This is a genomic window from Flavonifractor plautii ATCC 29863 (assembly GCF_000239295.1).
Taxonomy (GTDB): Bacteria; Bacillota; Clostridia; order Oscillospirales; family Oscillospiraceae; genus Flavonifractor; species Flavonifractor plautii.
In genome coordinates this window covers 23957-48429 of sequence record NZ_JH417639.1, presented here as the reverse complement: position 1 = coordinate 48429, position 24473 = coordinate 23957, and the positions used below count along the sequence as shown (strand labels likewise).

Below are 24473 nucleotides of genomic sequence, written 5' to 3'. Positions count from 1 at the left end.
TTCTGAAAAGTCACTCATAGAATGGAGTGATCGGTCTTATAAATAATTGAGATGGAGCTGATGGTATGGCAAATCCCCAGTCCAATCTGGACGAACTCATGAAGGATCCCAAGGCCGCCGGCCTGCTGAAGAACAAGGCCCTGCTCCAGAGCCTGATGCAGTCCCCGGACACCCAGCGCCTGATGGAGCTGCTCAGTCAGAACGCGGGGGACGGCCTCAAGACCGCCGCCGCCAAGGGGGACACCGGCGCCCTGCTGGGCATGGTGCGGCAGGTCATGCAGAGCAGCGAGGGGGCCCGGCTGGTACAAAACATCAGTCAGGCGGTGCCCAAGGAGAAGAAGTAGGCATTTCGGCGGGAGGGGGCGGGAGACATGGCCGAATTCGAGGAGAAACTCAACGCGATCCTCAGCGATCCCCAGGCCATGGGCCAGATCGCTTCCCTCGCGCAGGCGCTGACTGGGGAGCACGCGGGAGAATCTGCTCCACCCCCCGCCGCAGAACCGGCGGAGGCCGGGCCCGCGGGAGAGGCGGCCGGGCAGTCCGACGCCACCGACTGGTCCGCCCTGCTGGGCATGCTGGGCGGCGGCGGAGACAGCAACCCGCTTTCCGCCCTGTCCGAGCTGGATCCCCAGCTTCTCCAGGCCGGTCTGCGCCTCTTTTCCGAGTACTCCGCCACTGACGACCGCAAGGTGGCCCTGCTCAATGCTCTCAAGCCTTTTGTCAAGCCGGAGCGGTATGCAAAGGTTGACAAGGCCGTTCAGATCGCCAAGCTGGCCCGGGTCATCCGGGTGGCCTTCCAGCTCTTCCAGAGCCGCCGAGAGGAGGGGAAGGACGATGTATAACCGCTACATACCCAATGGCGCCTCCTACACCCGGGTCGTGGAGGAGGATGCCCCTCCCACCCAGACCGTCCCTCCCGACGCGCCCCCGCCGGAGCCGGACGCCGAGGCGCCGGAATCCGCCAAGCCCGCCTCAGGACTGGGCAAGCTGCTTCGGGGCCTCAAGCTGGACGGCCTCGACACCGGCGATGTCCTGCTCCTGCTCATCTTCCTGTTCCTCTTTCTGGAGGGGGACGACATGGAACTGGTCATCACCCTGGGGCTGCTCCTGCTGCTGGGGCTGGAATAACGGGCGGCCGGCCCCCTGCCGGCCGCCCGTTATTCCTCTACCGTATGCAGCACTGTGCCGTCCGGCAACGCAAACTCCGTGAGTCCGAAGAGGGTACGGTCCGTCGACACCGCATAGGAGGTCATCCGGTAGGTCAGCTCCTCCCCTTTCCACTGCTCGGCGCACACCAACAGGCCGCTGTCCACGGAGACCCAGTACTTCTCCACATAGCCCAGCGCGTCCTCGCCTGTCTCCACATAAATGCAGGCCAGGCCGCCCTTCTCCTCATATCCGGCGGCGGCAATGGCATCCTGCTCCAGCTCCAGCACGTCCTCATAGGTGGGGATGCGCTGGCCCTCCAGATCCGCCGAGTGCCCGTCCGCCGGACCGGAAAGGGCCGTGCGGTCGCCTCCATACCACAGCCAGAACTGCCCGCCGCCCACGATGGAGTAACGTACCGTCCCGCTTGGCAGGGCTGCCTCCGTCTGGGTCCAGCCGCCGTCCACCCACACGTCCGCATGGGTGGTTCCGCTCTCTCCCTCGCCCCAGAAGTCCTCGATCGTGACCGCGCGAGTGTAGCGGTCCGGGCGGGAGAGGGTATCCCGGATGACGCTCTGCACCGTCTCCGGCGTCACGTCCACCAGCACCAGACCGCTCTGCTCGCCGGGCTCTCCCCCCGGCTGCTGGGAGACCTCCGGCGTGGGCAGCACGATCTTCGCCGTGTCCGGCGCAAAGAGGCCCAGTCCAAAGCTGGACACCATGGCCACCACGATGACGATGCCGATGAGTACCACCAGCAGATTCCGCTTTCTGCGCTCCACGCCTGTTCCCTCCTCTCCGCCCGGACCGCGTTATGCCCGGAATTCCTCCGGCTGTTCGGCCCGCAGGCCGAATTTCCACTCAATGGCGTCGGCGATCCGGCGGCAGGCGAAGCCGTCGCCGTAGGGATTGACGGCGTGGGCCATGGCGGTGTAGGCCGCCGGAGCGGTGAGCAGCTCGGAGGCCATGGAGAAGATGACGTTCTCCTCCGTCCCCGCGATCTTCACGGTCCCCGCCTCCACCGCCTCGGGCCGCTCGGTCTCCCGCCGCAGGACAAGCACCGGCCGCCCCAGGGCGGGGGCCTCCTCCTGCAGTCCGCCCGAGTCGGTCATGACCAGATAGGCCCGGGCCATCAGGTTGTGCATCTCGTCGGCGGAGAGCGGATCAATGAGGTGGATACGGTCGTGGCCGCCGAGGTACTTCCCCGCCGCCTCCCGCACCACCGGGGACAGGTGAACCGGGTAGACCAGCTCCACCTCCGGGAAGGCGTCCGCCACCCGGCGCAGAGCCGTCATGATGTTAGCCATGGGCTGGCCGTAGTTCTCCCGCCGGTGGCAGGTCACGAGGATGATCTTTCGGCCGGTGTAGTCCAAATGGTTGAGGAGATCCGTTGTGAAGTGATAATCCTTCACAACCGTGGTCTTGAGGGCGTCGATCACGGTATTGCCCGTGACAAACACCCCGTCGGTGATCCCCTCCCGCTCCAGGTTTGCCCGGTTCGCCCGGGTGGGGCAGAAATGCAGGTCGGCGATATCGCCCACCAGCTTCCGGTTCATCTCCTCCGGAAAGGGAGAATACTTGTCACCCGTGCGCAGCCCCGCCTCCACATGGCCCACCCTGATCTGGTGGTAAAAGGCGGCCAGCGCCCCGGCGAAGGTGGTGGAGGTGTCCCCGTGGACCAGCACCAGGTCGGGTCTGGCCTGCTCCAGCACCCCCTCCATGCCCAGCAGGCACTTGGAGGTGATGGTGGAGAGGGTCTGGCGGGGCTCCATGATGTTCAGATCGTAATCGGGCCGGAGCTGGAAGATCTCCAGCACGGAATCGAGCATCTCCCGATGCTGGGCCGTCACACAGCAGACCGGCTCCAGGCCCGGACGGCGCTGGAGCTCCGCCACCAGGGGAGCCATCTTGATGGCCTCCGGCCGGGTGCCGAAGATGGTCATGACGCGCACCTGCCTCATTTCTCTTCCCCCTTCTCGTCCGGCTTCTCACCGTCGTTTTTCTTTCCGTTGGCGCCCAGGAAAATCCGGGCGGAGATCGCCCCCGCGAAGCACAGGGCCAGCAGGAGCAGCATGGCCTTCACCGGCCCGCTGGTGGTGAGCACTACGGCGGACAGGCCCAGGATGGCGCTGATGACATACAGCACCGCCACCGCCTGCTTCTGGTTGAAGCCCATGTCGATAAGCCGGTGGTGCACGTGGCTGCGGTCGGCGTGCATGGGGCTCTGTCCGTGGGCAATGCGGCGGATGAAGGCAAAGCAGGTGTCGAAGATGGGCAGGCCCAGCATGAGGAAGGGCACCGCAAAGGAGATAATGGTATAGAACTTGAACAGGCCCTGAATGGACACCACCGCCAGAATATAGCCCAGGAAGGTGGAGCCCGTGTCCCCCATGAAGATCTTGGCGGGATTCATGTTGTAGGGCAGAAAGCCGATACACCCGCCCGCCAGGGCGGCCATGAGAATGGCCACGTTGCCCTCGCTGACCACCAGGGCGATCACCAGCAGGGTCATGGAGCTGATGGTGGATACGCCGCAGGCCAGGCCGTCCAGGCCATCAATCAGGTTGACGGCGTTGGTGATGGCCACGATCCAGATGACCGTGGCGGGCACCGCCAGAATCCCCAGATTCCAGTAGGGATCCGCGGAAAACACGTTGGGGTTGGACAGCGTCTCGATCACGTTGCCCGAGAGCACCGCCACCAGGGCGGCGATGATCTGCACCACAAACTTGAACATGGCCCGCAGCGAGTAGATATCATCAAAGATGCCCAGCACGACGATGATGACCGCCCCCAGCAGCATCCCCCGCATTTGGGCGTTCAAGTCCAGAAAGAGCAGGACGCTGAGCAGGAAGCCCAGGAAGATGGCCAGTCCGCCCATGCGGGGGATGGGGTGGTCGTGCATGCGGCGGCCGTCCTTGGGTACATCCACCGCCTTGACCCGAATGGCCAGGTTTTTTACCACCGGAGTGGCCACCAGGGCCACCACCAGGGCCACCACCAGGGCGGCGGCCACGATGCCGATGAGGGGAAGATCCAGATTTCTTGGCATGGGAATTTGCTCCTTATCTTTACCGGGCCAGGAAGCCCACCTTTTTGTAGACCTTGCGAAGAGTCTTTTCCGCCACGTAGGACGCCTTCTCCGCGCCGGCGCGGTAGACCCCCTCCAGATAGGCCTTGTCGGAGAGCAGGCGGCGGGTCTCCTCCTGGATGGGCCGGAGCATCTCCACCACGGCCTCGCCCACCACGGGCTTGAACGCGCCATAGCCCTTGCCGTCGAACTCCGCCTCAATGGCCTCGAAGCTCTTGCCGGTGACGGCGGAATAAATGCTCATCAGGTTGGACACGCCCGGCTTGTTCTCCCGGTCGAAGCGGACGCAGCGCTCAGTGTCGCTGTCGGTGATGGCCCGCTTGAACTTGCGCAGGATGTCCTCCGGCTTATCCATCAGGAACACGCAGCCCTCGGGTATGGATTTGCTCATCTTGGTGTCCGGCTGGTTCAGGCTCATCACCCGCGCGCCCATCTTGGGGATGTAGGGCTCGGGCACCTTGAGCACGTCGCCGTACACGTGGTTGAAGCGCTGGGCCACGTTGCGGGTCAGCTCCACGTGCTGCTTCTGATCCTCCCCCACCGGCACAAAGTCCGGCTGGTAGAGCAGGATGTCCGCCGCCATCAGGCAGGGGTAGGTAAACAGGCCGGCGTTGATGTTGTCGGCGTGCTTGGCGGATTTGTCCTTGAACTGGGTCATGCGGGACAGCTCGCCGAACATGGTGTAGCACTCCAGCACCCAGGCCAGCTCCGCGTGCTGGTGCACGTGGGACTGGACAAAAATTGTGTTGCGCTCCGGGTCCAGACCGCAGGCGATGTACTGAGCCACCTGCTCCAGAGTGCGGCGGCGGAGCTCCGCCGGGGTCTGGCGCACGGTGATGGTATGCATATCGGCCATAAAGTAGAAGCAGTCGAACTCGTCCGCCCGGGCGCCCCAGTTCTTGATGGCTCCCAGGTAGTTGCCCAGGTGGAGCTCGCCGCTGGGCTGGATGCCGGAGAGCATGACTTTTTTCTGGTTTTCCATTCTAAAACACACCTCTTACGAGTGATTTTTGGCTCATTGGGTACAATGCCCCATATTGGTTTATCATATCATATCCAAATGGCCTTGACAATCCTTAGGCGAAAAATATAGAATAATGTGATGAAGTTTAAAAAAGGAGTCTTTTCAATGGATCTGAACTGGTTTGAGGAGATGGAAGCCCGCATCCCCAAGGACGGCGTCCGCACCCGCTTCGCCCCCTCCCCCACGGGCTACATGCACGTGGGCAACCTCCGCACCGCCCTCTACACCTGGCTCATCGCCCGCCACAGCGGCGGCAAGTTCATCCTCCGCATTGAGGATACCGACCAGGGCCGCCTGGTGGAGGGCGCCACCGAGGTCATCTACGCCACCCTGCGCAAGTGCGGCCTGACCTGGGATGAGGGCCCCGACATCGGCGGCCCGGTGGGCCCCTACATCCAGACCGAGCGCCGGGCGCTGTACGGCAAGTACGCCGAGCTGCTGGTGGAGAAGGGCCACGCTTATTACTGCTTCTGCGAAAAGACCGAGTCCGAGGAGGACTCCGGCAACTTTGACCGGGCGGCCGACCCCTGCCGGGACATGAGCCTGGAGGATGCCAGGGCCAAGGTGGCCGCCGGCGCCCCCTACGTCATCCGCCAGAAGATCCCCGCCGAGGGCTCCACCGTCTTCTCCGACGCCGTATTCGGGGACATTACCGTAGAGAACTCCACCCTGGACGACCAGGTGCTCATCAAGCGGGACGGCCTGCCCACCTACAACTTTGCCAACGTCATCGACGATCACCTGATGGGCATCACCCACGTGGTGCGGGGTTCCGAGTACCTGTCCTCCGCCCCCAAGTACAATCTGCTGTACCAGGGCTTCGGCTGGGACGTGCCCACCTATATCCACTGCTCCCCCGTCATGCGGGACGCCCACAACAAGATGAGCAAGCGCAAGGGCGACCCCTCCTACGAGGATCTCATCGCCATGGGCTATCTGTCCGAGGCGGTGGTCAACTACGTCACCCTGCTGGGCTGGTCTCCCAGAGGCGAGTACGCCGAGCGGGAGTTCTTTACCCTGGCCGAGCTGGCGGAGATTTTCGACATCGGCGGCATCTCCAAGTCCCCCGCCATCTTCGACATCGAAAAGCTGACCTACTTCAACGCCCACTACCTGCGGGAGATGAGCCCCGAGGCCTTCCATGCGGCCGCCCTGCCCTACATCCGCCAGGCGGTGCAGAATCCCGCCCTCTCCACGGAGGAGATCGCCGGGCTGCTCCAGGCCCGGTGCGAGCGCCTCACCGACATCCCAGAGAAGCTGGACTTTTTTGACGCCCTGCCCGACTACGACGCGGAGCTGTTCACCAACAAGAAGTCCAAGACCAATCCGGAGGTGTCCCGGCGGATGCTGGAGGCCGTCCTTCCCGCCCTGGATGGGCTGGCCGACTGGACCGTGGACGGGATTCATGACGCTCTGATCGGCCTGGCCGAGTCTCTGGAGGTCAAAAACGCCACCCTCATGTGGCCGGTGCGCATTGCCGCGGCGGGCAAGGCGGTCACCCCCGGCGGCGCGGTGGAGATCTGCCACATTCTGGGGAAGGACGAGTGCCTGCGCCGCCTCCGTCTTGGGCTGGACAAGCTGGGCGGCTGAACCCAGCCGTAAATGGTGAGAATCATGCAGATGTTTGCCGACGGCCGCAGTAGAAAAGTGGTGTTTCTGGCCCACTGCCTGCTGAACCAAAACGCCATCTCCGACGGAACCGCCGTATATCCGGCTGCTTTCCGGGAGCTGGTGCAGTTCTTTCTGGAACATCAGGTGGGAATCGTTCAGCTTCCCTGCCCGGAGCTCTGCTGCCTTGGGCTGGACCGTGGAAACAGGCAGGGCGCGCAGTCCCCGGTCACAGAAGAAAACACCCGTATTCGTGCCGCCATGCAGGCGCCCGCCCCCAGCCGGATGCTGGAGGACCTAGTTGAATCTGTCATGCATCAGGTGCTGGAGTACCACAGATACGGGTTTCGCATCATTGCGTTTCTGGGCGCAAACCGCTCCCCCAACTGCGGGGTGGAGACCACGTCCGACCGCAATCAAGAGATGCCCGGCCGTGGCCTTTTCCTCGGCGCACTGGAAGATCGGATTCGGGCGGCCGGCTTGGAAATTCCTCTTCTGGGCGTGAAGGCCTCCGATGATCTGCTCAACCTTTTTGCGCGGCTTCGCCCCCTTCTTTAGCTTATATTTACCGCACATAAAACGCCCCCTTTTACGCAACCTAGCCGTAAAAGGGGGCGTTTTGTCATGGAGAAACGGAGAAAACAGGTGCTGGCCGCCAGCTTTCTGGCGGGGGCCTTCGCGGTGACCGCCGGGTTTGCAGTACAGGGCCACGCCCGGGCGGCACAGTACCGGCGCATGCTGGACAACACCTATCAGCACGCCTTCACCGAGCTGGCCACGGCGGCGGGCGAGCTGGATGTCGCCCTCCGAAAGGTGACCTACGCCACCAGTCCCGAGCTGTTCTCCGCACTGTGCGCCCAGGCCTACAGCAAGGCGCTGGCCGCTCAGTCGGCTCTGGGCGAGCTGCCCTACGGCAACGTAGAGCTGGAGCAGACCGCCGCCTTCCTGGCCAAAACCGGTGACTACGCCATGGCCCTGGCCCGGGACGCCTACGGCGAGACGGCGTGCACTGAGGCGCACCGGGAGACCCTGCGCGGCCTGGCGGGGGCCGCCTCCACCCTGTCTGGCGCCCTCCAGAGCCTGCTGGCGGAGCTGGACGCGGGCACCATCCGACCGGAGGACGTGGAGACCGTTCAGGCACGGCTGTCCAACGCCACGGAGTCGGGTGAACTCCCCGCCGGCTCGGCCTTCCAGACGGTGGAGGCCGACTTCCCCGAGGTGCCCGCCCTGATCTACGACGGCCCCTTTTCCGACCACCTGTCGGGCCGCACGCCCAAGATGCTGGAGGGGCTGCCCCAGGTCTCCGAGGCGGAGGCCCGCAGGGCCGCGGCAGCCTTTCTGGGGCTGCGGGAGGACATCTTCACCCTCAGCGCCCAGGGCGAGGGACAGCTCCCCACCTGGGGCTTCTCCGCCCTGGTGAATGGCGGCGAGCTCTATGTAGAGGTCACCCGGCAGGGCGGCCAGGTGCTCCAGGTACTCTCCTCCCGGCCGGTGGGCGAGGCGTCCCTCTCCGCCCAGGAGGGGCGGCAGAGGGCTGCGGAGTTTCTGTCCGAGCGGGGCTACCAGGATATGGACCCCAGCTACTCCATCCGGCAGGACGGCATACTCACCGTCCACTTTGCCTCCCGCCAGGACGGCGTGTACTGCTACCCCGATCTGGCCAAGGTGGGTGTGGCGCTGGACACCGGGGATGTGGTGAGCTTTGAGTCGGAGGGCTACCTCATGAACCACGGGGACCGTACCCTCCCCGCCCCCGCCGTCTCCGAGGCGGAGGCGGCCGCCCAGGTGGACGGCTCCCTCACCGTTCTGGCCCACCAGCTCGCCCTGATCCCCACCGGCGGCGAGTACGAGGTGCTGTGCCACGAATTCAAGTGTCAGAACGCCTCCGGCGGCCACGTGCTGGTCTACGTGGATGCCGCCGATGGCCGCCAGGAGCGCATTCTGCTGCTCCAGGAGGACGAGAATGGGACGCTGGTAATCTGAAACGCGAAGTTTGGAACGTACAGTTTCTGCAAAACCAATTGACAGGGAATTAACAATGTGCCATAATAGGTTCCGGTAAATCGTTAAACTTTTAACGATTTAAAATTCACGTATACACGGAGGTACCTGTTATGTCCCGTTTTACGCTTCCCAGAGACATCTATTATGGCGCCAATGCGCTGGAAAATCTGAAGAATCTGAAGGGCTCCCGTGTGGTGCTGGTGCTGGGCGGCGGCTCCATGAAGAAGTTCGGCTTTGTGGACAAGGCCCTGGGATATCTGAAGGAGGCCGGCATTGAGACCCGCCTGATCGAGAACGTAGAGCCCGATCCCTCTGTGGAAACCGTGATGAGCGGCGCGGCAGTCATGCGGGAGTTTGAACCCGATTGGATCATCTCCATGGGCGGTGGCTCTCCCATCGACGCGGCCAAGGCCATGTGGGCCTTCTACGAGTACCCGGAGACCACCTTTGAGGATCTGATCACCCCCTTCAGCTTCCCGGAGCTGCGCCAGAAGGCCAGGTTCTGCGCCATCCCCTCCACCTCCGGCACCGCCACCGAGGTCACCGCCTTCTCCGTCATCACCGACTACCAGAAGGGCATCAAGTACCCCCTGGCCGACTTCAATATCACCCCCGACGTGGCCATCATCGACCCGGCCCTGGCCGAGACCATGCCCCCCAAGCTGGTGGCCCACACCGGCATGGACGCTCTGACCCACGCCATCGAGGCCTATGTGTCCACCCTCCACACCGTGTTCACCGATCCCCTGGCCCTCAAGGCCATCCACATCGTGGAGAAGGATCTGCTCCGCTCCTTTAACGGCGACATGGGCTGCCGCGAGGAGATGCACTACGGCCAGTGCCTGGCCGGCATGGCCTTCTCCAACGCCCTGCTGGGCATCGTCCACTCCATGGCCCACAAGACCGGCGCGGCCTTCTCCACCGGCCACATCACCCACGGCCTGGCCAACGCCATGTACCTGCCCTACGTCATCGCCTACAACGCCAAGGCCGACGGCGTGGCCGAGCGCTATGCCGACATCGCCCGCACCATGGGCGTCGTGGGCGACACCACCGCCGAGCTGGTGGAGGGCCTGCGCGCCAAGATCCGCTCCATGAACGATGCCATGGGCATCCCCAACACCCTGAAGGACTTCGGCATTATTGAAGACGAGTTCAAGGAGAAGCTGGATGCCATCGCCGCCAACGCGGTGGGCGACGCCTGCACCGGCTCCAACCCCCGCCCCATCGATCCCGCCACCATGGCCAAGCTGTTTACCTGCATCTACTACGGCACTGAGGTCGACTTCTGATTCTGATTTCTACTTCCTTCCTCCATTTCTACATCATAAGCCGGATGGGCGCGGTCGTTTGACCGCGCCCATCCGGCTTATCTGCGTCCTGTTAGAGCTCTTTCACGTAAAAGTAGTGGCCGTACTCCCCCACGGCGGGCTCCACTGCGCCGAAGCGGCGGTAGCCCAGCTTTTCATAGAAGCCGGGGGCCTGAAATCCAAAGGTGTTCAGCTCCAGGCGCTTCGCACCCTGGCGGGCGGCGTCCTGCTCCAGTTGGGCCAGGAGGCAGGCCCCCAGGCCGGTGCCCCGGCGGGACTCCGCCACCCACAGCACGTCCAGCAGGGTCAGCTCCCCCATCCGGAAGGCATCGCAGCCGCCGATGATCTGTCCGGCCTCGTCCTCCACCACCAGGGAGAGATCCGCCGTATCGGAGACAAAGGTGCGGTTATAGGCCCGCAGGCCGGCGTGAACCGCCGCTTCCCCCGCCTCCCCGGCGGGCTTGATGACATAGTGCTCCATCGCTCTCAATCCTCCATATCAAACGGGGGCAAATCCCGGCTCTGGGGGATGGCGTCGCCCTCAAATTCCAGCTCGTCGGGGACGGGCTCTGGGGCAGCGTCCACCATCCCCTGCTTAAACTGCATCTCCTGCCACTGATCCTTGGTAATGAGCACTTGGCGGGGCTTGGAGCCTTCAAAGGGCCCCACGACTCCCTTCTCCTCCATCTGGTCCACCAGTCGGGCCGCCCGGGAGTAGCCTAGCTTGAGCCGCCGCTGGAGCATGGACACGGAGGCCATGCCGGTCTCCACCACCACTTCAATGGCGGCGGGGAGCAGCTCGTCGTAGTCGTCCCCCACCTCGTCCGGCGCGGAGCCGCCCACGCCCTTGCTCCCCTTCTCCTTCTCGGCGGCGTGCTGCTCGATCTCATGGATGATCTCCTCCGAATACTCGGCCGAGCCGCTGTTCTGCTTGATAAAGCCCACTACGGCGGCCACCTCCTCGTCGGAGATGAGGCAGCCCTGCACCCGCTGGGGCTTGCCGGTGCCCAGGGGGAAGTAGAGCATGTCGCCCCGGCCCACCAGCTTCTCCGCGCCCGTAGTGTCCAGAATGATGCGGGACTCCAGGGAGGAGGCCACCGCAAAGGCGATGCGGCTCGGGATATTGGCCTTCATCAGGCCGGTGATCACGTCGGCGGAGGGCCGCTGGGTGGCGATGATCAGGTGCATGCCGGCGGCGCGGCCCATCTGGGCCACCCGGCAGATGGACTCCTCCACCTCCTTGGCGGCCACCAGCATCAGATCGGCCAGCTCGTCGATGACCACCACAATCTGGGGCATCTTCTCCATGCCCTCGGTCTTGGCGGCGTGGGCGTTGTAACTGGCCAGATCCCGCACCCCGATCTCCGAAAAGGCCCGGTAGCGTTTCATCATCTCCACCACCGCCCACTGGAGGGCGCCCGCCGCCTTCTTGGGGTCGGTGACCACGGGAATGAGCAGATGCGGGATGCCGTTGTAGATGCCCAGCTCCACCATCTTGGGGTCCACCATGATGAGGCGCACCTCCTCAGGGGTGGCCTTGTAGAGCAGAGAGATAATCAGAGAGTTGGTACATACCGACTTGCCCGAGCCGGTGGTGCCGGCGATGAGCAGGTGGGGCAGCTTGGCAATATTGCCCACTACATTGCGGTTGCTGATGTCCCGGCCCACGGCAAAGGAAACCTTGGAGGGGTTGTCCCGGAACTCACTGGAGTCGATGACATCGTGGATATAGACCGGGGAGACGAGCTTGTTGGGCACCTCGATGCCCACCATGGAGATCTTGTCCGGGATGGGGGCGATGCGAACGCCGGTAGCCCCCAAGGCCAGGGCGATATCGTCAGCCAGGTTGGTCAGCTTGTTAAGCCGCACCCCCTGGTCCAGCTCCACCTCGTACCGGGTCACCGATGGGCCGCGGGTCACATTGGCGATGGTAGCATCGATTCCGAAGGACCGGATGGTGTCGGACAGGCGGGCCTGATTGGCCTGGAGCTCGCTGGCCACGTCGGCGCCCGACACGCCTGCCCCCTCGTTCAGCAGCGAAACCGGCGGATACTGGTAGGCCGCCGGAGTCCCCTCCTCCAGTTTGCGGGCGATGTCCTGGGCCACCTCGGCCGCCGCCTGGGCAGCCTCCTCCCTCTTCACCTTGGCCACAGCGGGCTCCCGCTCAATCTCCGGCACCGGCGGGGCAGGGGCGGGCTCCGGGATGGGTTCCGGCACCGGTTTCGCCGCCTGAGCTGCCTCCTGAGGCGTCTCAGGCGGCGGGGACACGGCGATGGGTTCTGCCTCAGGCACATCCCCAGCCGCCGCACCGGCCAATACCTGGTCCGGCGTGGGCACCGAGGGCTTCCGGTTGAAAAAGCGCTCCTTCTTCTCAATGGGCTTGGGCTCGGGCCGTTTGCCCACCAGCGGACCATCGTCCACGGGGATATCGATCTGAGGCACCTGCTGGCGGCGGGCAGCGCTCTCCGGCTCGGGGGCACGGCGGCGCTCACGGGGCTTGGGCTCGGGCAGTTCCTCCTCCTCGTACTCCACCCGGGGCCGCTCACGGATCCGGTCCACGATATCCACCGGGGAGACGTGGAACACCACCATCAGCATGATGGCCGCGATCAGGACGAAGATCACACCGGCTCCGTACTTGCTGAACACCGCAGTCAGCCCCAGGGCGATCAAGCCGCTGACCACACCGCCGCTCTTGAGAGCCTCCCCCTGGCTCCACAGGGTCTTGACCAGCTCCAGGCTCCACTCATAGGAGCCCCTGGTCAGAATCAGGTGGAGCAGGCAGCCCACCAGCACTGGGGTGAGCAGGGCGCACCACACCCGCAGCCGCACCGGGCGGCCCCGGTGGAAGACCAAGATACCGCTGGCCACCAGCAGCATGGGGGGCAGCAGCCAATAGCCGTAGCCGATCAGGCCCTTGACCAAGCCGCAGAAAAAGTCGATAAAGATGGCCTGAATATGGAAGTAGCCAAAGGCGGAGAAAATGGCCAGCAGCAGACAGGCCACCGCCCCCACCTCCCGACGGATGGGCCTGGGCGCCGGGGCCTTCTTCCGGCTGCCGGCAGCGCGGGAGCCGGATGCGGTCCTTCCCGTACCCGAGGCCGTCCGCTTTCCGCCCGCGTTCTTCTTCTGTGCTGTGGCCATTGAAAATCAAATCCTTTCCAGGGTCATTCTTTTGTATCGGGTTTCTGTCACTTGAGCAGTATCATCTTCACGACGCCCGCTACCAAGCTGCCCAGGCCAACCGCCCAGCAGTAGTAAGCAAACTTGCCGAATTTCCCCTTATCGGACAGGCTCTTAACAAGCCGGATGGCAAAGTACCCCACCACAGCGGACACCGCTACGCCCACTAAGTACATGGGCAGCTCCTCAATGGGGAAGTTCGAGGCCAGCGCATCCTTAATTTCCAGGACGTTGGCGCCCAGTACGGCAGGCAGGGACATAAGGAAGGAGAAGCGCACGGCGAAGGCCCGGTCAAAGCCCCGCATCATGCCAACCGAGATGGTGGTGCCGGAGCGGGAGAGGCCGGGGATAACCGCCAGCGCCTGGCCGCAGCCCACGATCAAGGCGTCCGCCACCGTCGCATTTCTGGCGGTCTTGTGGCCCCGGGCCATGCGGTCGGAGAAAAACAGGATAAACCCGGTGGCCAGCAGGGCGCAGGAAACCATGATGGAGTTGGAGAACAGTTGGTTCACCGCATCCTGCAAAAACACCATCACAAACAGGGGCACGGTCGCGATGATGATGAGCATCACCATCCGTCGGGCCGGCGGCGGGGCAACGCCGGTATCCTTCCGCCCGGCCAGGGCGGCAATGCCCAGGAAGAACTCGCGGATCATATCCACAATGTCCCGCCAGTAGACCATACAGACAGAAATCAGTGTACCGAAGTGGAGCAGGACGGTAAAGAACATGTATTTCTCCTCCATGTTCTCCATCCCGAAAAACGTCTGAAACAGGGCCAGATGGCCGGAGCTGGAGATGGGCAGGAATTCCGCCACGCCCTGGATAATCCCCATTAAGATGGACATAAAATAAGTCAAAGTCAGTTCCCTCCATGCTGAATCATTTGGATATACGTATTTATATTAACATACGCGCGTGGATATTTCCATCCTTTTCTCCCGCAGTTCCCGGTCGGGACATTTCATACACGATGCACATATCATGACAACAGGCAAATATGGCGATACATGGCCATTTTGCTATGCTTTTACACAATAAAAAGCCGAGACCAATGGTCTCGGCTTTTTGCCGCACCTTACCCGTAGAAAGCGTGGGCCCCGATGGTCGCCACATAGGGGCGGTTCCGGGAGGCCCAGCTTCCGGGGGCCACGGTGGGATTCACAAAGTACAGGGCGCTGCCCGCAGTGTTGGCACCGTCCAGGCACAGCTTGGCGGCAACCACGCTCTCAGCGCTGGGGGTACGGTTGATGCTTCCGTTAGCGGCGGGGGTGAACTGGTTGCGCTGAAAGATCACTTCGTAGACGCTGTTGGGGAACCGGGGGCTGGCCACCCGGTTGAGCACCACATTACCCACTGCAATCTTTCCGTCCAGGGGCTGATTGCCGCTCTCAGCATAGATGATGCGGGAGAGCCAGTACACCACGTCCGCCTGGTAGGCCTGCTCACCGGAGAGGATGGGCCCGCTGCCAGAGGTGATCTGGATGGTGGACTGGGTTCCGTCCCACTCCACGCCGGCGCCCAGCGCCTGGCACAGGGTTCGGATGGGAACCATGATGCTGTAGCCCTCGCACTTGACTCCGTCCGGCACGTACAGGTAGCGGCCGTTGGCCTCGATATACTGGGCGCCGGGCTTGATGTGGAGGGTCAGGCCGTCGGCCTTGACCTCTGCCTGACCATTGACCCACTCCGCCGTCGCGTTCGGATACAAGGCGCTCACGATGGGCCAGTAGGACACATAGGTAGTGCGCGCCTCCACACGGTTGGGCACATCTGCCGCAAGGGTGATCCCATTGACTACAAAGCTGACGCTGCTCTCAGCCGCCGCCGCCTGCCCGGCCAGGGTAACGCAAAGGGCCAGGCTGACGAGCGCACAAAGGGCTCGTTTCTTCATGCTTAGGATTCCTCCTGTTACAATCTGTTACTTGTTGTTCACTGTTTTGTAACCGTATTGTAACCGATTCTCCCCCAAAAAGTCAAGAGGAAGTTTTGTCGATACTGTTCAATCCATTGTGCTGCAATGGTTTCAATTCACCCTTCTCTTTGTGCGTCAGAACATTTTTCGATGTTTCCAGCTCTCCTTCGGCTACAAATGATAACAAAAAGAAACACGTCCGGAAAGCTGTCCGGATGTGTCTCCACCGCGTTCAGCGGTAAAACCAGTGGGCGCCGATCGTCATGACGTGAGTTCTGTTTTCCATAATCCAATGGTTGTTGGTCAGCGCCGGCGCCAGGAAGTACAGGCTGTCCTTGGCCACGTTGACCCCCTCCAAGCAGAGCTTGGCCGCCTGAATGCTCTGTTCCGTGGGCTCCTGATAGATTGTGCCATTGCGCACAGGGGTAAACTGCCCACCCCACCGGTCGTCAAAGATCACACCGTAGATGGTGTCCGGGAAGTCCGGGGAATCCACCCGGTTAAGTACCACGTTGCCCACTGCGATCTGCCCCTCCAGAGGCTCTCCCCGGCTCTCCGCCGAGATGATGCGGGACAGCCAGTAGAGCTTGTCCTCCCGGTTGTAGTCGGGCTGCGTCGTTGCGCTGCCTCCCCCGTTGACCGACACCACGCCGGTGGCCGGATTCCAGTCCACGGTGGCGCCCAGCGCCTCTGCCAACACCCGCACCGGCACAAGCGTACGCCCCGCCTTCAAATGGACACCGTCTTTGGCATACAGCGTACGGCCATTTGCTTCTATGTAGGCATCACCTGGCCGGGCCGTCAGCTTCAGCCCCTCCGCCCGGACCACAGCCCGGTCTTTCACCCAATCCACCTCTGCATCGGGGCGCAGCGCCTCCGTTATCGTCCGCAGGGGGACATAGGTAGTGTTTTGATGGACATAGCTGCCGCTGGCGTCCACCGGTGCGCCGTTGACCCGCAGCGGGCCGGCGGACGCCGCCTGTCCGTTGGTCACCAGAGCCGCACTCAATGCCACGGCCAGTACCAGCTTTTTCATGGTTCCACAACCTTTCTTTGTTTTGTAACCAGATTGTAACCGCTCTCCCCTCCCCTTGGCAAGGCACAATGTTTTCCTGACTTCCCTCTTTTTTTGATTTTTTTCAATTTTCCTCTTGACGTATTCGAAAAAGCTGATATAATAATCTCTGCTGCTCGGCTGATGGGCGAGCAAGGATAGAGCACTCACCATGGAGAGATGGCTGAGTTGGTCGAAGGCGCACGATTGGAAATCGTGTAGGCGTTAATAGCGTCTCGAGGGTTCGAATCCCTCTCTCTCCGCCAAAACTCCGCAACCTTTCGGTTGCGGAGTTTTTTATTCAATATGAATCAGGCGCCCTACCAGCTTAGCTGGCAGGGCGCCTGTCCGGGAGCTGTTCTCCCCGCCCCAACCCATTCGCAGGCCCTGCGCGCTCCGTCGGGAGTCTGCGGCCCCGTTCCATTCTCCCCAATGTCCGGGCGGCCGCCTGGCCGGTCCTGGAATTCACCTGTTAAGCGGAACCGTCGATCCCGAAATGAAAAAGCGGATACCTCTGTATCCGCTTTTTCCCACCTTGGGAGCAGGTCGAAAAAAGCGGTAACCTCAGGTTACCGCTTTTGTACGCACCATGCCTCTCCCCTCCACTCGGGGAGAAACTGCTCCTTGTAGGTCTTCTGACTCACACGTCCAGACGGCTATGCCGCCAGCGCATATCCCCCGCCTTCCCAGCACAAGCCAGTGACCCGCTTTCACGGAAAGAGGATACGCTCCGTGCTTACAGCTACGTACCCATCCGCACCGAGCGGAGCTGGGCCGTGTTCAGGAATTTCACCTGATTCCCTTGTTCAGCGAACAAGAATACGTGTCCCGCCCGGACAGGCGGGGTCGCGTAAATGCCACAAAAGCCGGAGTTCGATATTCAACTGTGCTTCCATCATATACCGCCCGACCGGGAAAGTCAATCCCCTTCCTCAGGCCACTCCTCATAGGCCAGCCGGCGGGAGAGTTCCGCTGCCATATCCATTACCAGGGGTGCCAGCGCCTCCAGCCGCGCCCTGGACATACGGGTGGTGGGACCTGAGACACTGATCCCGCCTACAATCCGCCCCGAGTAATCACGCACCGGCGCCGCCACACAGCGGGCACCCAGCTCCCGCTCCTCGTCCTCCAGGGCATAGCCCCGACTGCGTATCATCTCCAAGCTGTTCACCAGCGCCTCCCGCGTGACCAGTGTATGGGGCGTCAGGGCCCGCAGGCCCTTAACTGCTATGTACTCGTTCAGCTTCTGGTTACTGTAATTGAGCAGCAGGAGCTTTCCCGCGCCGGTGGCGTGGAGCGGGGCGCGTGCGCCTACCCGCTGGCTCACCATCAGGATTCCGTCCGGGCCGTCCACCACATCGGTGCACTCCACTTCCATTTCTGCCTCACACCACAGGCACACAGTCTCCTGACAGCGCTGCGCCAACTCTGCCAGGAATGGCCGCGCCACATCCCGCATATTGGTCTGTTCACTGACCAAGCAACCCAGGCGCGCAAACCGCAACGACAGAGAGTAGTGCTGCGTACAGGGATCCTGATTGACATAGCCGTACACCTGCAGTGTATTAAGCATCCGCATCACCGTGCTGGCCGGCATTCCACATTTCTTAGCAACGTCCTGCAGCCGCATAGGGCCCTTACCGCGGGCCATAACCTCCACAATCTGAATGGTTTTTTCAATGGACTGATTGACCTTGGATAGTTTTGCATTCATCGTGCAACACCCTTTACTTCCAATGTCTTTTCATGTAAAATGATACCATATAATTCACGAATTTGCAACAGTTAAGGGAGCATTTTCCATCACGAAGTTGATAAGAGCAAATAATTTTGTCCGCGTCAGAAAGACAGCAGCGCCTCTGGAGAAATCCAGAGGCGCTGCTTTGTTTGAAAAGGTGTACCTTTACAAACTTTCAGATAGAACGATCCCTGTTTGTATGATACACAAGTCTGCCAGGATTTTCAATACTTTTTCAGCAAATACAAACAGTAAAATTGCGCTTTAGAAAGGTACACTTTTACAAAGCGGACAGTTTAGAAAGGTACTACTTTTGTATAAAGGAGAATAGAGCAAATGAGAAAACGACTACTAGCAAGCATAATGGCGATGGTACTGTTACCGTCTCTTTTTCCTGTTTCTGCCCTTGCAGTCGAGAGAGACAAGGGCAGCGAGACGCCGGTTGCCTGCGCCGTGACCGAGGGCTGTACCCTGCAGGCCGGGCATGAGTGTGAGTGCGTCCTGCCCGATGAACCGGAGACCACGGAGGATGATCCCGCCCCCGCTGACAATGTGATGTCCGGTAACTGCGGCCTATATGATTATATAAACAAGGAATATACCGATACTGTTAAATGGGCACTTACAGCGAACGATGAGGATGGTTATACTCTCACAATTTTCGGTAATGGTCCTATGGGAAATGCTTATATCACGGAAGACAATGTGAGTAGTGGCGAGCCAGAATGGCACTACTCACGCGAGAAGATTACTCGAGTAGTAATTCAAGACGGAGTAACCTCTGTTGGCGCGAAATCGTTTAAGAATTATACAAATTTGAAGACGGTAGTTCTTCCGGCCTCTATAACTAAAATTGGGCAAGATTCGTTTTATGGTTCTGGAATTACCTCCATCACATTACCAGCAAATCTGACTACTATTGAGCCACAAGCATTTTATAAATGTTCTTCTTTGAATGGAACGATTTCTGTTCCGGTTGGCGTAGTTTCCATCCCATCCTATACATTTGCAGCGACGGGCATTAGTAGCATTGAGTTTAATGGAGCCGTCACTGAAATTGGAGTTAATGCCTTTATGGGGTGCAGTTCTCTGACAAGCATTACTCTGCCAGATACGGTAACGACGATTGCTCCTGGTGCCTTTAGTAACTGTATACAGCTTGAAAGTTGCGTTTTTCCAGAAAATCCACAGTTTACAAAAATAAGCAAGGAGACTTTTAAGGGGTGTACTAAGCTGGAAGAAGTCCTCATTTCAAGCTCTGTTACCGAAATTGCCGAGAGTGCTTTTCAAGGATGTACTAATTTGAAAAGAGTGGTTCTTTCAAACAACCTTAACACTATTGGTAGCATGGCATTTAAGGATGCATCTTTAATGGCGGGTGTCTATATTCCGGCATCGCTTTCCTCTATTCCAGAAAATAATCAAATTTTTAAAGGAATGGCAAATAATAGTGTAATTTATTTGGGTTCAAGCGATTTAATTTCCTTGATGTTGCAGTCAAAGACTAATCCAACCTCAACAAGCAATGGATTCGATTCAGATAAAACTTCTCTGGCCGTTACCGATGGCGGCACCTTTGCGGCGGACACCAAGTTTGAGTCTGGCAAACTGGCAACTCCCATCAAAGAGGGCAGCATCTTTGATGGCTGGTACGAAAACGAGGGTTGTACCGGTACCGCTGTGACCAACTCCACAGTAGGAAAGACCTACTACGCCAAGTGGATCGAGCTGAAATCCGATGCTATTTCCATGGAGTACGGCTCCACCCAGACGCTCCCGACCATCGAGGGCGTCACCCTCTCCAACTGGCAGTCCAGTGACAGCACCATTGTCTCTATTGAGGACGATCAGCTCAAGGCAAACAAGGTGGGTAAAACCACCATCACCGCCACCGCCAGAACGGAGGCTGGCGTCACAGGGACGCTGACCGTCAATGTGGAAGTCACCCCCATGCGGATCATCTACGGCAAGGCAGACACAACGCAGAATGACGGCGGCATCGGCCGTCCGTACATCACCTACGCGCTGAATGAGGACGGCACCGCGCCCAAGTTCAGTGACCTGCTGGGCTTCTATCCGGTGAAAAAGGGCAGTCAGAACGGAACCTACGAGGCTGATATCGCTAAGGACAAGATCGACCTCAAGCCCGGCATAGGTGATGACAGCGATGTCTACTATGTTTATCAGAACGATGTAAGCGGAAATATTATACAAACTGACACCCTGCCCACCCACCCCACCACCGATGCGGACGGCAATCCCCACAGCATCCGGGTGGAATTGAAGCTGAAAAACCCCAACTACCGCTTCTGCACCGTGGGTACGAACTGGGAACCGGGAGATACCATCATCCTCTATGTTACCTGCTATGAGGAAGGCATGAATGAGGTAGACCTCTATCTGGAGGGAGATGACAAGCCTCTGGAGACCTTTGAGGGAGACCGGGTGTACGAGTACACCGGCCAGGGCATCGTTCCTACCACCCGTAACCTGACCACCCTGTACACCAAGGGCACAAGCACTGACCATTCCATCACATCCTTCACCGCCCACTTCCACGCAGTACAAGAGGGCACCGCCTTTAGCGGAACGCACCTGTACAATCAGACAAACTCCCATCTGACCGCCGATGCACTCAAGGCCATCGCTCCCACCGAGCTGGGCGTCTACTCCTTTGTCATCAATGGGTATAGCAAGGACACCAAGACCTACTGTTACGCCTCCCGGCGATACAGCATCGTCATGGGAAATCCCAAGGGCGAACCTACCTTTGACAAGGTCAGCAGCGGCGTGGAGCTGTCTACCATCACCCTGTCCGGCTCCATGAAGAACGCGGCGGGTATTGAGGTCGCGGGTACATTCTCCTGGGATGATGGCGACCAGACCTTGGAGCGCGGTAAGTCCTACGCCTGGACCTTTACCCCAGATGATACTGACCACTACAACAAGGCCACAGGTACGGCTGTGGTGTGGCCCAGCTCCTCCGGCGGAGGCTCCAGCTCCGGCCGTTTCACCGTCAGCGTGGACAGCGGAAAAAACGGCTCCGTCACCGTCAGCCCCAAGCGGGCCGAAAAGGGCGACACCGTAACCATCACCGTGAAGCCCAACGAGGGCTATGAGCTGGACAAACTGGTTGTCACCGGCAAGAATGGCGGCGAAGTCAAGCTCACCAACGAGGGTGGCGGCAAATACACCTTTAAAATGCCCGCCTCCAGGGTGGAGATTGAGGCGAGCTTCGCAAAAATTGAAACCGAGCCCAAACTCCCCTTTGCCGACGTGAGCAGCGGCGACTGGTACTATGACGCGGTGGTCTATGTATATAAAAACGGCCTCATGGACGGCACTGGCCCCGCCGCTTTTGCGCCCACTACAGTGCTGACCCGCTCCATGGCGGCCCAAGTGCTCTGGAACCTGGCGGACAGCCCTGCCGTCCCCGGTACGGCAGGCTTCACCGACGTGCCGTCGGACGCGTGGTACGCCGGTGCGGTCAACTGGTCGGCGTCCCGGGGGATTGTGACCGGGTACAGCACCGGGGCCTTCGGCCCGGAGGACGCAGTGACACGGGAGCAGTTGGCGGCCATGCTGTACCGCTATGCGGGCACGCCGGAGCCCACGGGCAGTCTGGACGGCTTTAACGACAAAGACGCGGTTAGCGATTACGCGGCAGATGCCCTGTGCTGGGCGGTGGACGAGGGTCTGCTGACCGGCAAGGGCGGCGGTTGGCTCGACCCCGCCGGCACCGCCACCCGTGCCGAGATGGCCGCCATTCTCATGCGCTTTACAGAATCCCACAACTAAGCACAGAAGCCCCCCGGACCAGGGATTAATTCTTCTAGGGACACAATGCGACCTCTGGACAACGCAGCCGGTACGGGTAAACAAAAAAGATAGTAAGTCATGAAGTTGACTTACTATCTTTTTTATCTTCTTAGTCCGCAAAAAGAGGAGTAGAGAGATAACGGTCACCTGTATCCGGCAGCAATGCCGTGATGGTCCTTGCCTCTATTTTCGGGCCGCTTGGCGGGTTGGAGCGCAGCCCAAACCGCAGCACCGGAAGAGATGCCAGCCAAAACGCCTTCGGATTGACCAAGCCCCTTACTATTGCCAGAGGTAGGCCCGATGATCACAGAACCGGGCTTTCATTTTCCGCTGGCCGCAGCATCGTCGATCATGGCTTTTGCGATACGGTCCTTGATGCTGCCAGCGGGATTGAAGTATTCGAGTTTGCCGAGCAGGTTGGCCTCCAGCCCTTCGCTCTGCTCAATAGGGACGAGATTCAGAGGCGGTGTTTTCCCGATCAATTGGTCCTCAAAATATAGATATTGCTCATTCTGTCAATAGGGCCGCTCCAAAAAGGCTATTGATTTTCCTATTAACCATGCGCTATAATAGGTTATAATGAGTGCAAGGAGACTTTAAAATGCTGATTTCTACGAAAGGGCGGTATGCACTGCGCGTTATGATTGATCTTGCTGAGCACCAGACGGACGGCTATATCCCACTGAAAGAAGTTGCTCAGCGGCAGGATATTTCAGAGAAATATCTTGAAACCATCATCAGGCTCCTTGTCAAAGCAAATATTCTCAGCGGACTGCGGGGCAAGGGCGGCGGATATAAATTGACAAAGTCGCCTGACCAGTACACTGTTGGCGCTATTTTACGACTTACGGAAGACTCCCTGGCGCCGGTTTCTTGTCTCGGACCAGGCGCAGCGGTCTGTGCCAGAGCAGCGGAATGCCGCACTTTACATATGTGGCAGGGTCTAGATAAAGTAATTAACGAATATCTGGACAATGTTACCATTGCAGATTTAATGAAGTCCGGTGCTGCTGGAGATAATTATGTAATTTGATTAGGTAACAGAATGAGCCGGTAGGATATCCTACCGGCTCATTTTTCCTCATATTGCTCCAAAAATCAGTGCTCTGTACCGTTTTTTTGCAACCGGGCACCGTATCTGGAAAACAGCGTGGATGTTGTTGAATATACTCTTTTTAATGCCGGGATTGCTTCGTTTTAACCCACAGAGCAGTGTTTTGTTTTCCTGACGTTTAGAACCGCCGCCTCCGTTGTCACAGATTGAGCCGTTCTCCGCAAAAAGGTTCCACCCTTTTCGCAAACTCCATCTGAGCCGTAACAATCCAAACAGTACAGGGTGATATTACTGGTAAACTACAGGGGGATATCTTTCCCTTGGAACCGAAAGCTCGCGTCATTGAGCATAGCGGTGGAACCGCAGTCATACTTCGAAATCTGATAGTCCAATGGATTTTTCATGGAACCAACTCTTTGTAACATTGGTCGAACACCTGCAAAAATTCGTCAAGCTCCTCTCGTGTTGTCAAATGACTAAGGCTCACTCGCCAGGAGGACAGCGCATTTTTTCGGTCCCCGCTGACGGCAAATACCGCTTTGGATGGCGTCCCCTCCGCGGAACAGGCCGACTTGACGGAAACACATACGCCCCGCTCACTCAAAACACGTTGAAATACCGTGCCTTTAAGCCCCTGAACGCTGAGGTTGAGGATATGCGGTACCGCGCCTTCCGGACTGTTGATCCGGACTGACGGATAGTGCAGCAGTGCAGTCTTTAGGTATTCGTTCAACTGCCGAACACAGCGGATCCGTTCTTCCTGCTGCGTCAGCGTCAATTGAAGCGCTTTTTCAATGGAAACAGCCAGTGCCAAAGCCGGTGTACCACTACGGTAAAGCGTTGTGCTGGAACCGCCGTGAATCTGAGGCTCGATAATCACACTGCTCTTTTTCAGGAGAAGTCCGCTGCCGTTGAGACCGTAAAACTTGTGAGGAGCGATGCTCATGGTGTCCACACCATCCATCACCAGCTCCGTTTTTCCTATCGCCTGGGTGGCATCCACATGAAGACGGCAGTTTGGAAAATCTTTTAGAATCTCCGTAATTTGACGGATTGGCTGCACTGTCCCCAGCTCACTGTCCACCGCGCAGACTGACACCAGGATCGTGTCCTTCCGCAGCAGATCACCCAGTTGCTCCAGGTCAATGGTTCCATCCCGCTGGATATCCAACAAATCTACTTCCCAGCCCTGCTGCTGTAAAGCCGTAAGTGTGCCGCCCACAGATGCGTGTTCCAGTACGGTGGAGATCATATGTCTGCCGGTACTTCGGGAAGCCTGGGCGATTCCCTTGATTGCCAGGTTGTTCGACTCGCTGGCTCCGGAAGTGTAGATAATCCCGGCGGGTTCCACACCGAGAAGTCCAGCAATATGATCTGTCACTCGGGCCATCTCCTCGCAGGCTGCACGTCCAGCGCAATGCGTTGAGTTCGGATTTCCGATATACGTTTGCTCCGCTTTACAAAATGCCTCTAGCACAGCAGGATCAACCGGTGTGTTGGCGGAGTAGTCAAGGTAAATCATGGCGT

Annotated in this window: 20 protein-coding genes, 1 tRNA gene, 2 pseudogenes and 1 riboswitch; of the genes and pseudogenes, 11 read left to right on the top strand and 12 right to left on the bottom strand. The window is 59.7% G+C overall.

All coding sequences use genetic code 11. The features are described from left to right. Positions 1-65 precede the first annotated feature (65 nt). Genes HMPREF0372_RS01315 through HMPREF0372_RS01305 form a run of 3 tightly spaced genes read left to right on the top strand, consistent with a single transcriptional unit; the run spans position 66 to position 1128 of the window. Positions 66-344, top strand: coding sequence for a hypothetical protein (locus HMPREF0372_RS01315; protein WP_007488275.1), 279 nt, complete (start codon positions 66-68; stop codon positions 342-344). A 27-nt stretch (positions 345-371) separates the two neighbouring features. Further along, positions 372-842: a hypothetical protein gene (locus tag HMPREF0372_RS01310; RefSeq protein ID WP_007488273.1), complete on the top strand. Its 471-nt coding sequence runs from the start codon at positions 372-374 to the stop codon at positions 840-842. Next, positions 835-1128, top strand: a complete 294-nt coding sequence (locus tag HMPREF0372_RS01305; protein ID WP_007488272.1) for a hypothetical protein — start codon at positions 835-837, stop codon at positions 1126-1128. The genes HMPREF0372_RS01310 and HMPREF0372_RS01305 overlap by 8 nt, the downstream gene beginning before the upstream one ends. Before the next feature lie 29 nt (positions 1129-1157). On the opposite strand, the gene HMPREF0372_RS01300 is transcribed toward HMPREF0372_RS01305, so the two are convergent. Genes HMPREF0372_RS01300 through trpS form a run of 4 tightly spaced genes read right to left on the bottom strand, consistent with a single transcriptional unit; the run spans position 1158 to position 5219 of the window. Next, positions 1158-1928, bottom strand: a complete 771-nt coding sequence (locus tag HMPREF0372_RS01300) for an immunoglobulin domain-containing family protein (protein ID WP_007488270.1) — start codon at positions 1926-1928, stop codon at positions 1158-1160. A gap of 30 nt (positions 1929-1958) precedes the next feature. Beyond that, positions 1959-3107, bottom strand: a complete 1149-nt coding sequence (gene wecB / locus HMPREF0372_RS01295; RefSeq protein ID WP_007488268.1) for a non-hydrolyzing UDP-N-acetylglucosamine 2-epimerase — start codon at positions 3105-3107, stop codon at positions 1959-1961. Then, complete coding sequence (locus HMPREF0372_RS01290) at positions 3104-4198, bottom strand: MraY family glycosyltransferase (RefSeq protein ID WP_007488266.1); 1095 nt, start codon at positions 4196-4198, stop codon at positions 3104-3106. Before HMPREF0372_RS01290 ends, wecB begins: the two co-directional genes overlap by 4 nt. A 19-nt stretch (positions 4199-4217) precedes the next feature. Continuing rightward, a complete protein-coding gene (trpS, locus tag HMPREF0372_RS01285) occupies positions 4218-5219 on the bottom strand; it encodes a tryptophan--tRNA ligase (RefSeq protein ID WP_007488265.1) in 1002 nt (333 codons plus the stop codon). Positions 5220-5366: 147 nt separating this feature from the next. On the opposite strand from trpS, the gene gltX reads away from it, so the two are divergent. The 4 genes from gltX to HMPREF0372_RS01265 all read left to right on the top strand — a co-directional run bounded on the left by gltX (position 5367) and on the right by HMPREF0372_RS01265 (position 10165). After that, positions 5367-6851, top strand: coding sequence for a glutamate--tRNA ligase (gene gltX, locus HMPREF0372_RS01280; RefSeq protein WP_050810467.1), 1485 nt, complete (start codon positions 5367-5369; stop codon positions 6849-6851). 12 nt (positions 6852-6863) lie between these two features. Then, positions 6864-7427: a CD3072 family TudS-related putative desulfidase gene (locus HMPREF0372_RS01275; RefSeq protein WP_007488263.1), complete on the top strand. Its 564-nt coding sequence runs from the start codon at positions 6864-6866 to the stop codon at positions 7425-7427. A 66-nt stretch (positions 7428-7493) separates the two neighbouring features. Beyond that, entirely contained in the window at positions 7494-8852 is a 1359-nt protein-coding gene (locus tag HMPREF0372_RS01270; RefSeq protein ID WP_007488262.1) for a PepSY1/2 domain-containing protein, read from the top strand. Positions 8853-8983: 131 nt separating this feature from the next. After that, entirely contained in the window at positions 8984-10165 is a 1182-nt protein-coding gene (locus HMPREF0372_RS01265; protein ID WP_007488261.1) for an iron-containing alcohol dehydrogenase, read from the top strand. Positions 10166-10256: 91 nt separating this feature from the next. Here HMPREF0372_RS01265 and HMPREF0372_RS01260 read toward each other — a convergent pair whose 3' ends face one another. The 5 genes from HMPREF0372_RS01260 to HMPREF0372_RS01240 all read right to left on the bottom strand — a co-directional run bounded on the left by HMPREF0372_RS01260 (position 10257) and on the right by HMPREF0372_RS01240 (position 16317). Further along, on the bottom strand, positions 10257-10664 hold the full coding sequence (locus HMPREF0372_RS01260) for a GNAT family N-acetyltransferase (RefSeq protein WP_007488260.1): 408 nt from the start codon (positions 10662-10664) through the stop codon (positions 10257-10259). Positions 10665-10669: 5 nt separating this feature from the next. Further along, positions 10670-13327: an FtsK/SpoIIIE family DNA translocase gene (locus HMPREF0372_RS01255; RefSeq protein ID WP_007488259.1), complete on the bottom strand. Its 2658-nt coding sequence runs from the start codon at positions 13325-13327 to the stop codon at positions 10670-10672. 47 nt (positions 13328-13374) lie between these two features. Then, on the bottom strand, positions 13375-14226 hold the full coding sequence (locus tag HMPREF0372_RS01250) for an undecaprenyl-diphosphate phosphatase (protein ID WP_039996447.1): 852 nt from the start codon (positions 14224-14226) through the stop codon (positions 13375-13377). A gap of 218 nt (positions 14227-14444) precedes the next feature. Next, complete coding sequence (locus HMPREF0372_RS01245) at positions 14445-15260, bottom strand: cell wall hydrolase (protein ID WP_007488256.1); 816 nt, start codon at positions 15258-15260, stop codon at positions 14445-14447. Between the two features lie 253 nt (positions 15261-15513). Further along, on the bottom strand, positions 15514-16317 hold the full coding sequence (locus HMPREF0372_RS01240) for a cell wall hydrolase (protein ID WP_024723080.1): 804 nt from the start codon (positions 16315-16317) through the stop codon (positions 15514-15516). Positions 16318-16509: 192 nt separating this feature from the next. Here HMPREF0372_RS01240 and HMPREF0372_RS01235 point away from each other — a divergent pair. Beyond that, positions 16510-16601, top strand: a tRNA-Ser gene (locus tag HMPREF0372_RS01235). A gap of 342 nt (positions 16602-16943) precedes the next feature. Next, positions 16944-17169: riboswitch (cobalamin riboswitch) on the bottom strand. A gap of 85 nt (positions 17170-17254) precedes the next feature. On the opposite strand, the gene HMPREF0372_RS01230 is transcribed toward HMPREF0372_RS01235, so the two are convergent. Beyond that, entirely contained in the window at positions 17255-18049 is a 795-nt protein-coding gene (locus HMPREF0372_RS01230) for an IclR family transcriptional regulator (protein WP_007488253.1), read from the bottom strand. 360 nt (positions 18050-18409) lie between these two features. Here HMPREF0372_RS01230 and HMPREF0372_RS21270 point away from each other — a divergent pair. Both HMPREF0372_RS21270 and HMPREF0372_RS18940 read left to right on the top strand, forming a co-directional pair. After that, positions 18410-19480, top strand: a pseudogene (locus HMPREF0372_RS21270) (leucine-rich repeat domain-containing protein); the annotation flags it as partial. Positions 19481-19561: 81 nt separating this feature from the next. Beyond that, positions 19562-21871 carry an S-layer homology domain-containing protein gene (locus HMPREF0372_RS18940; protein WP_007488250.1) on the top strand — a complete coding sequence of 770 codons (2310 nt, stop codon included), beginning with the start codon at positions 19562-19564 and terminating at the stop codon, positions 21869-21871. A gap of 344 nt (positions 21872-22215) precedes the next feature. On the opposite strand, the pseudogene HMPREF0372_RS21265 reads toward HMPREF0372_RS18940, so the two are convergent. Next, positions 22216-22374, bottom strand: a pseudogene (locus HMPREF0372_RS21265) (pyridoxal-phosphate dependent enzyme); the annotation flags it as partial. Positions 22375-22493: 119 nt separating this feature from the next. Here HMPREF0372_RS21265 and HMPREF0372_RS01215 point away from each other — a divergent pair. Next, on the top strand, positions 22494-22925 hold the full coding sequence (locus HMPREF0372_RS01215) for an RrF2 family transcriptional regulator (RefSeq protein ID WP_007488247.1): 432 nt from the start codon (positions 22494-22496) through the stop codon (positions 22923-22925). Positions 22926-23346: 421 nt separating this feature from the next. On the opposite strand, the gene HMPREF0372_RS01210 is transcribed toward HMPREF0372_RS01215, so the two are convergent. Further along, the gene (locus HMPREF0372_RS01210; protein WP_039996445.1) at positions 23347-24468 is read right to left on the bottom strand and encodes a cysteine desulfurase family protein; all 1122 of its coding nucleotides are present in this window, start codon (positions 24466-24468) and stop codon (positions 23347-23349) included. Positions 24469-24473 lie beyond the last annotated feature (5 nt).

What these genes read in the sequence shown, in the direction of transcription:
- HMPREF0372_RS01315 (WP_007488275.1), top strand. Translation starts at nt 66, where the DNA reads ATGGCAAATCCCCAGTCCAATCTGGACGAACTCATGAAGGATCCCAAG.
- HMPREF0372_RS01310 (WP_007488273.1), top strand. Translation starts at nt 372, where the DNA reads ATGGCCGAATTCGAGGAGAAACTCAACGCGATCCTCAGCGATCCCCAG.
- HMPREF0372_RS01305 (WP_007488272.1), top strand. Translation starts at nt 835, where the DNA reads ATGTATAACCGCTACATACCCAATGGCGCCTCCTACACCCGGGTCGTG.
- wecB (WP_007488268.1), bottom strand. Translation starts at nt 3,107, where the DNA reads ATGAGGCAGGTGCGCGTCATGACCATCTTCGGCACCCGGCCGGAGGCC.
- HMPREF0372_RS01290 (WP_007488266.1), bottom strand. Translation starts at nt 4,198, where the DNA reads ATGCCAAGAAATCTGGATCTTCCCCTCATCGGCATCGTGGCCGCCGCC.
- trpS (WP_007488265.1), bottom strand. Translation starts at nt 5,219, where the DNA reads ATGGAAAACCAGAAAAAAGTCATGCTCTCCGGCATCCAGCCCAGCGGC.
- gltX (WP_050810467.1), top strand. Translation starts at nt 5,367, where the DNA reads ATGGATCTGAACTGGTTTGAGGAGATGGAAGCCCGCATCCCCAAGGAC.
- HMPREF0372_RS01275 (WP_007488263.1), top strand. Translation starts at nt 6,864, where the DNA reads ATGGTGAGAATCATGCAGATGTTTGCCGACGGCCGCAGTAGAAAAGTG.
- HMPREF0372_RS01270 (WP_007488262.1), top strand. Translation starts at nt 7,494, where the DNA reads ATGGAGAAACGGAGAAAACAGGTGCTGGCCGCCAGCTTTCTGGCGGGG.
- HMPREF0372_RS01265 (WP_007488261.1), top strand. Translation starts at nt 8,984, where the DNA reads ATGTCCCGTTTTACGCTTCCCAGAGACATCTATTATGGCGCCAATGCG.
- HMPREF0372_RS01260 (WP_007488260.1), bottom strand. Translation starts at nt 10,664, where the DNA reads ATGGAGCACTATGTCATCAAGCCCGCCGGGGAGGCGGGGGAAGCGGCG.
- HMPREF0372_RS01255 (WP_007488259.1), bottom strand. Translation starts at nt 13,327, where the DNA reads ATGGCCACAGCACAGAAGAAGAACGCGGGCGGAAAGCGGACGGCCTCG.
- HMPREF0372_RS01245 (WP_007488256.1), bottom strand. Translation starts at nt 15,260, where the DNA reads ATGAAGAAACGAGCCCTTTGTGCGCTCGTCAGCCTGGCCCTTTGCGTT.
- HMPREF0372_RS01240 (WP_024723080.1), bottom strand. Translation starts at nt 16,317, where the DNA reads ATGAAAAAGCTGGTACTGGCCGTGGCATTGAGTGCGGCTCTGGTGACC.
- HMPREF0372_RS01230 (WP_007488253.1), bottom strand. Translation starts at nt 18,049, where the DNA reads ATGAATGCAAAACTATCCAAGGTCAATCAGTCCATTGAAAAAACCATT.
- HMPREF0372_RS18940 (WP_007488250.1), top strand. Translation starts at nt 19,562, where the DNA reads ATGTTGCAGTCAAAGACTAATCCAACCTCAACAAGCAATGGATTCGAT.
- HMPREF0372_RS01215 (WP_007488247.1), top strand. Translation starts at nt 22,494, where the DNA reads ATGCTGATTTCTACGAAAGGGCGGTATGCACTGCGCGTTATGATTGAT.
- HMPREF0372_RS01210 (WP_039996445.1), bottom strand. Translation starts at nt 24,468, where the DNA reads ATGATTTACCTTGACTACTCCGCCAACACACCGGTTGATCCTGCTGTG.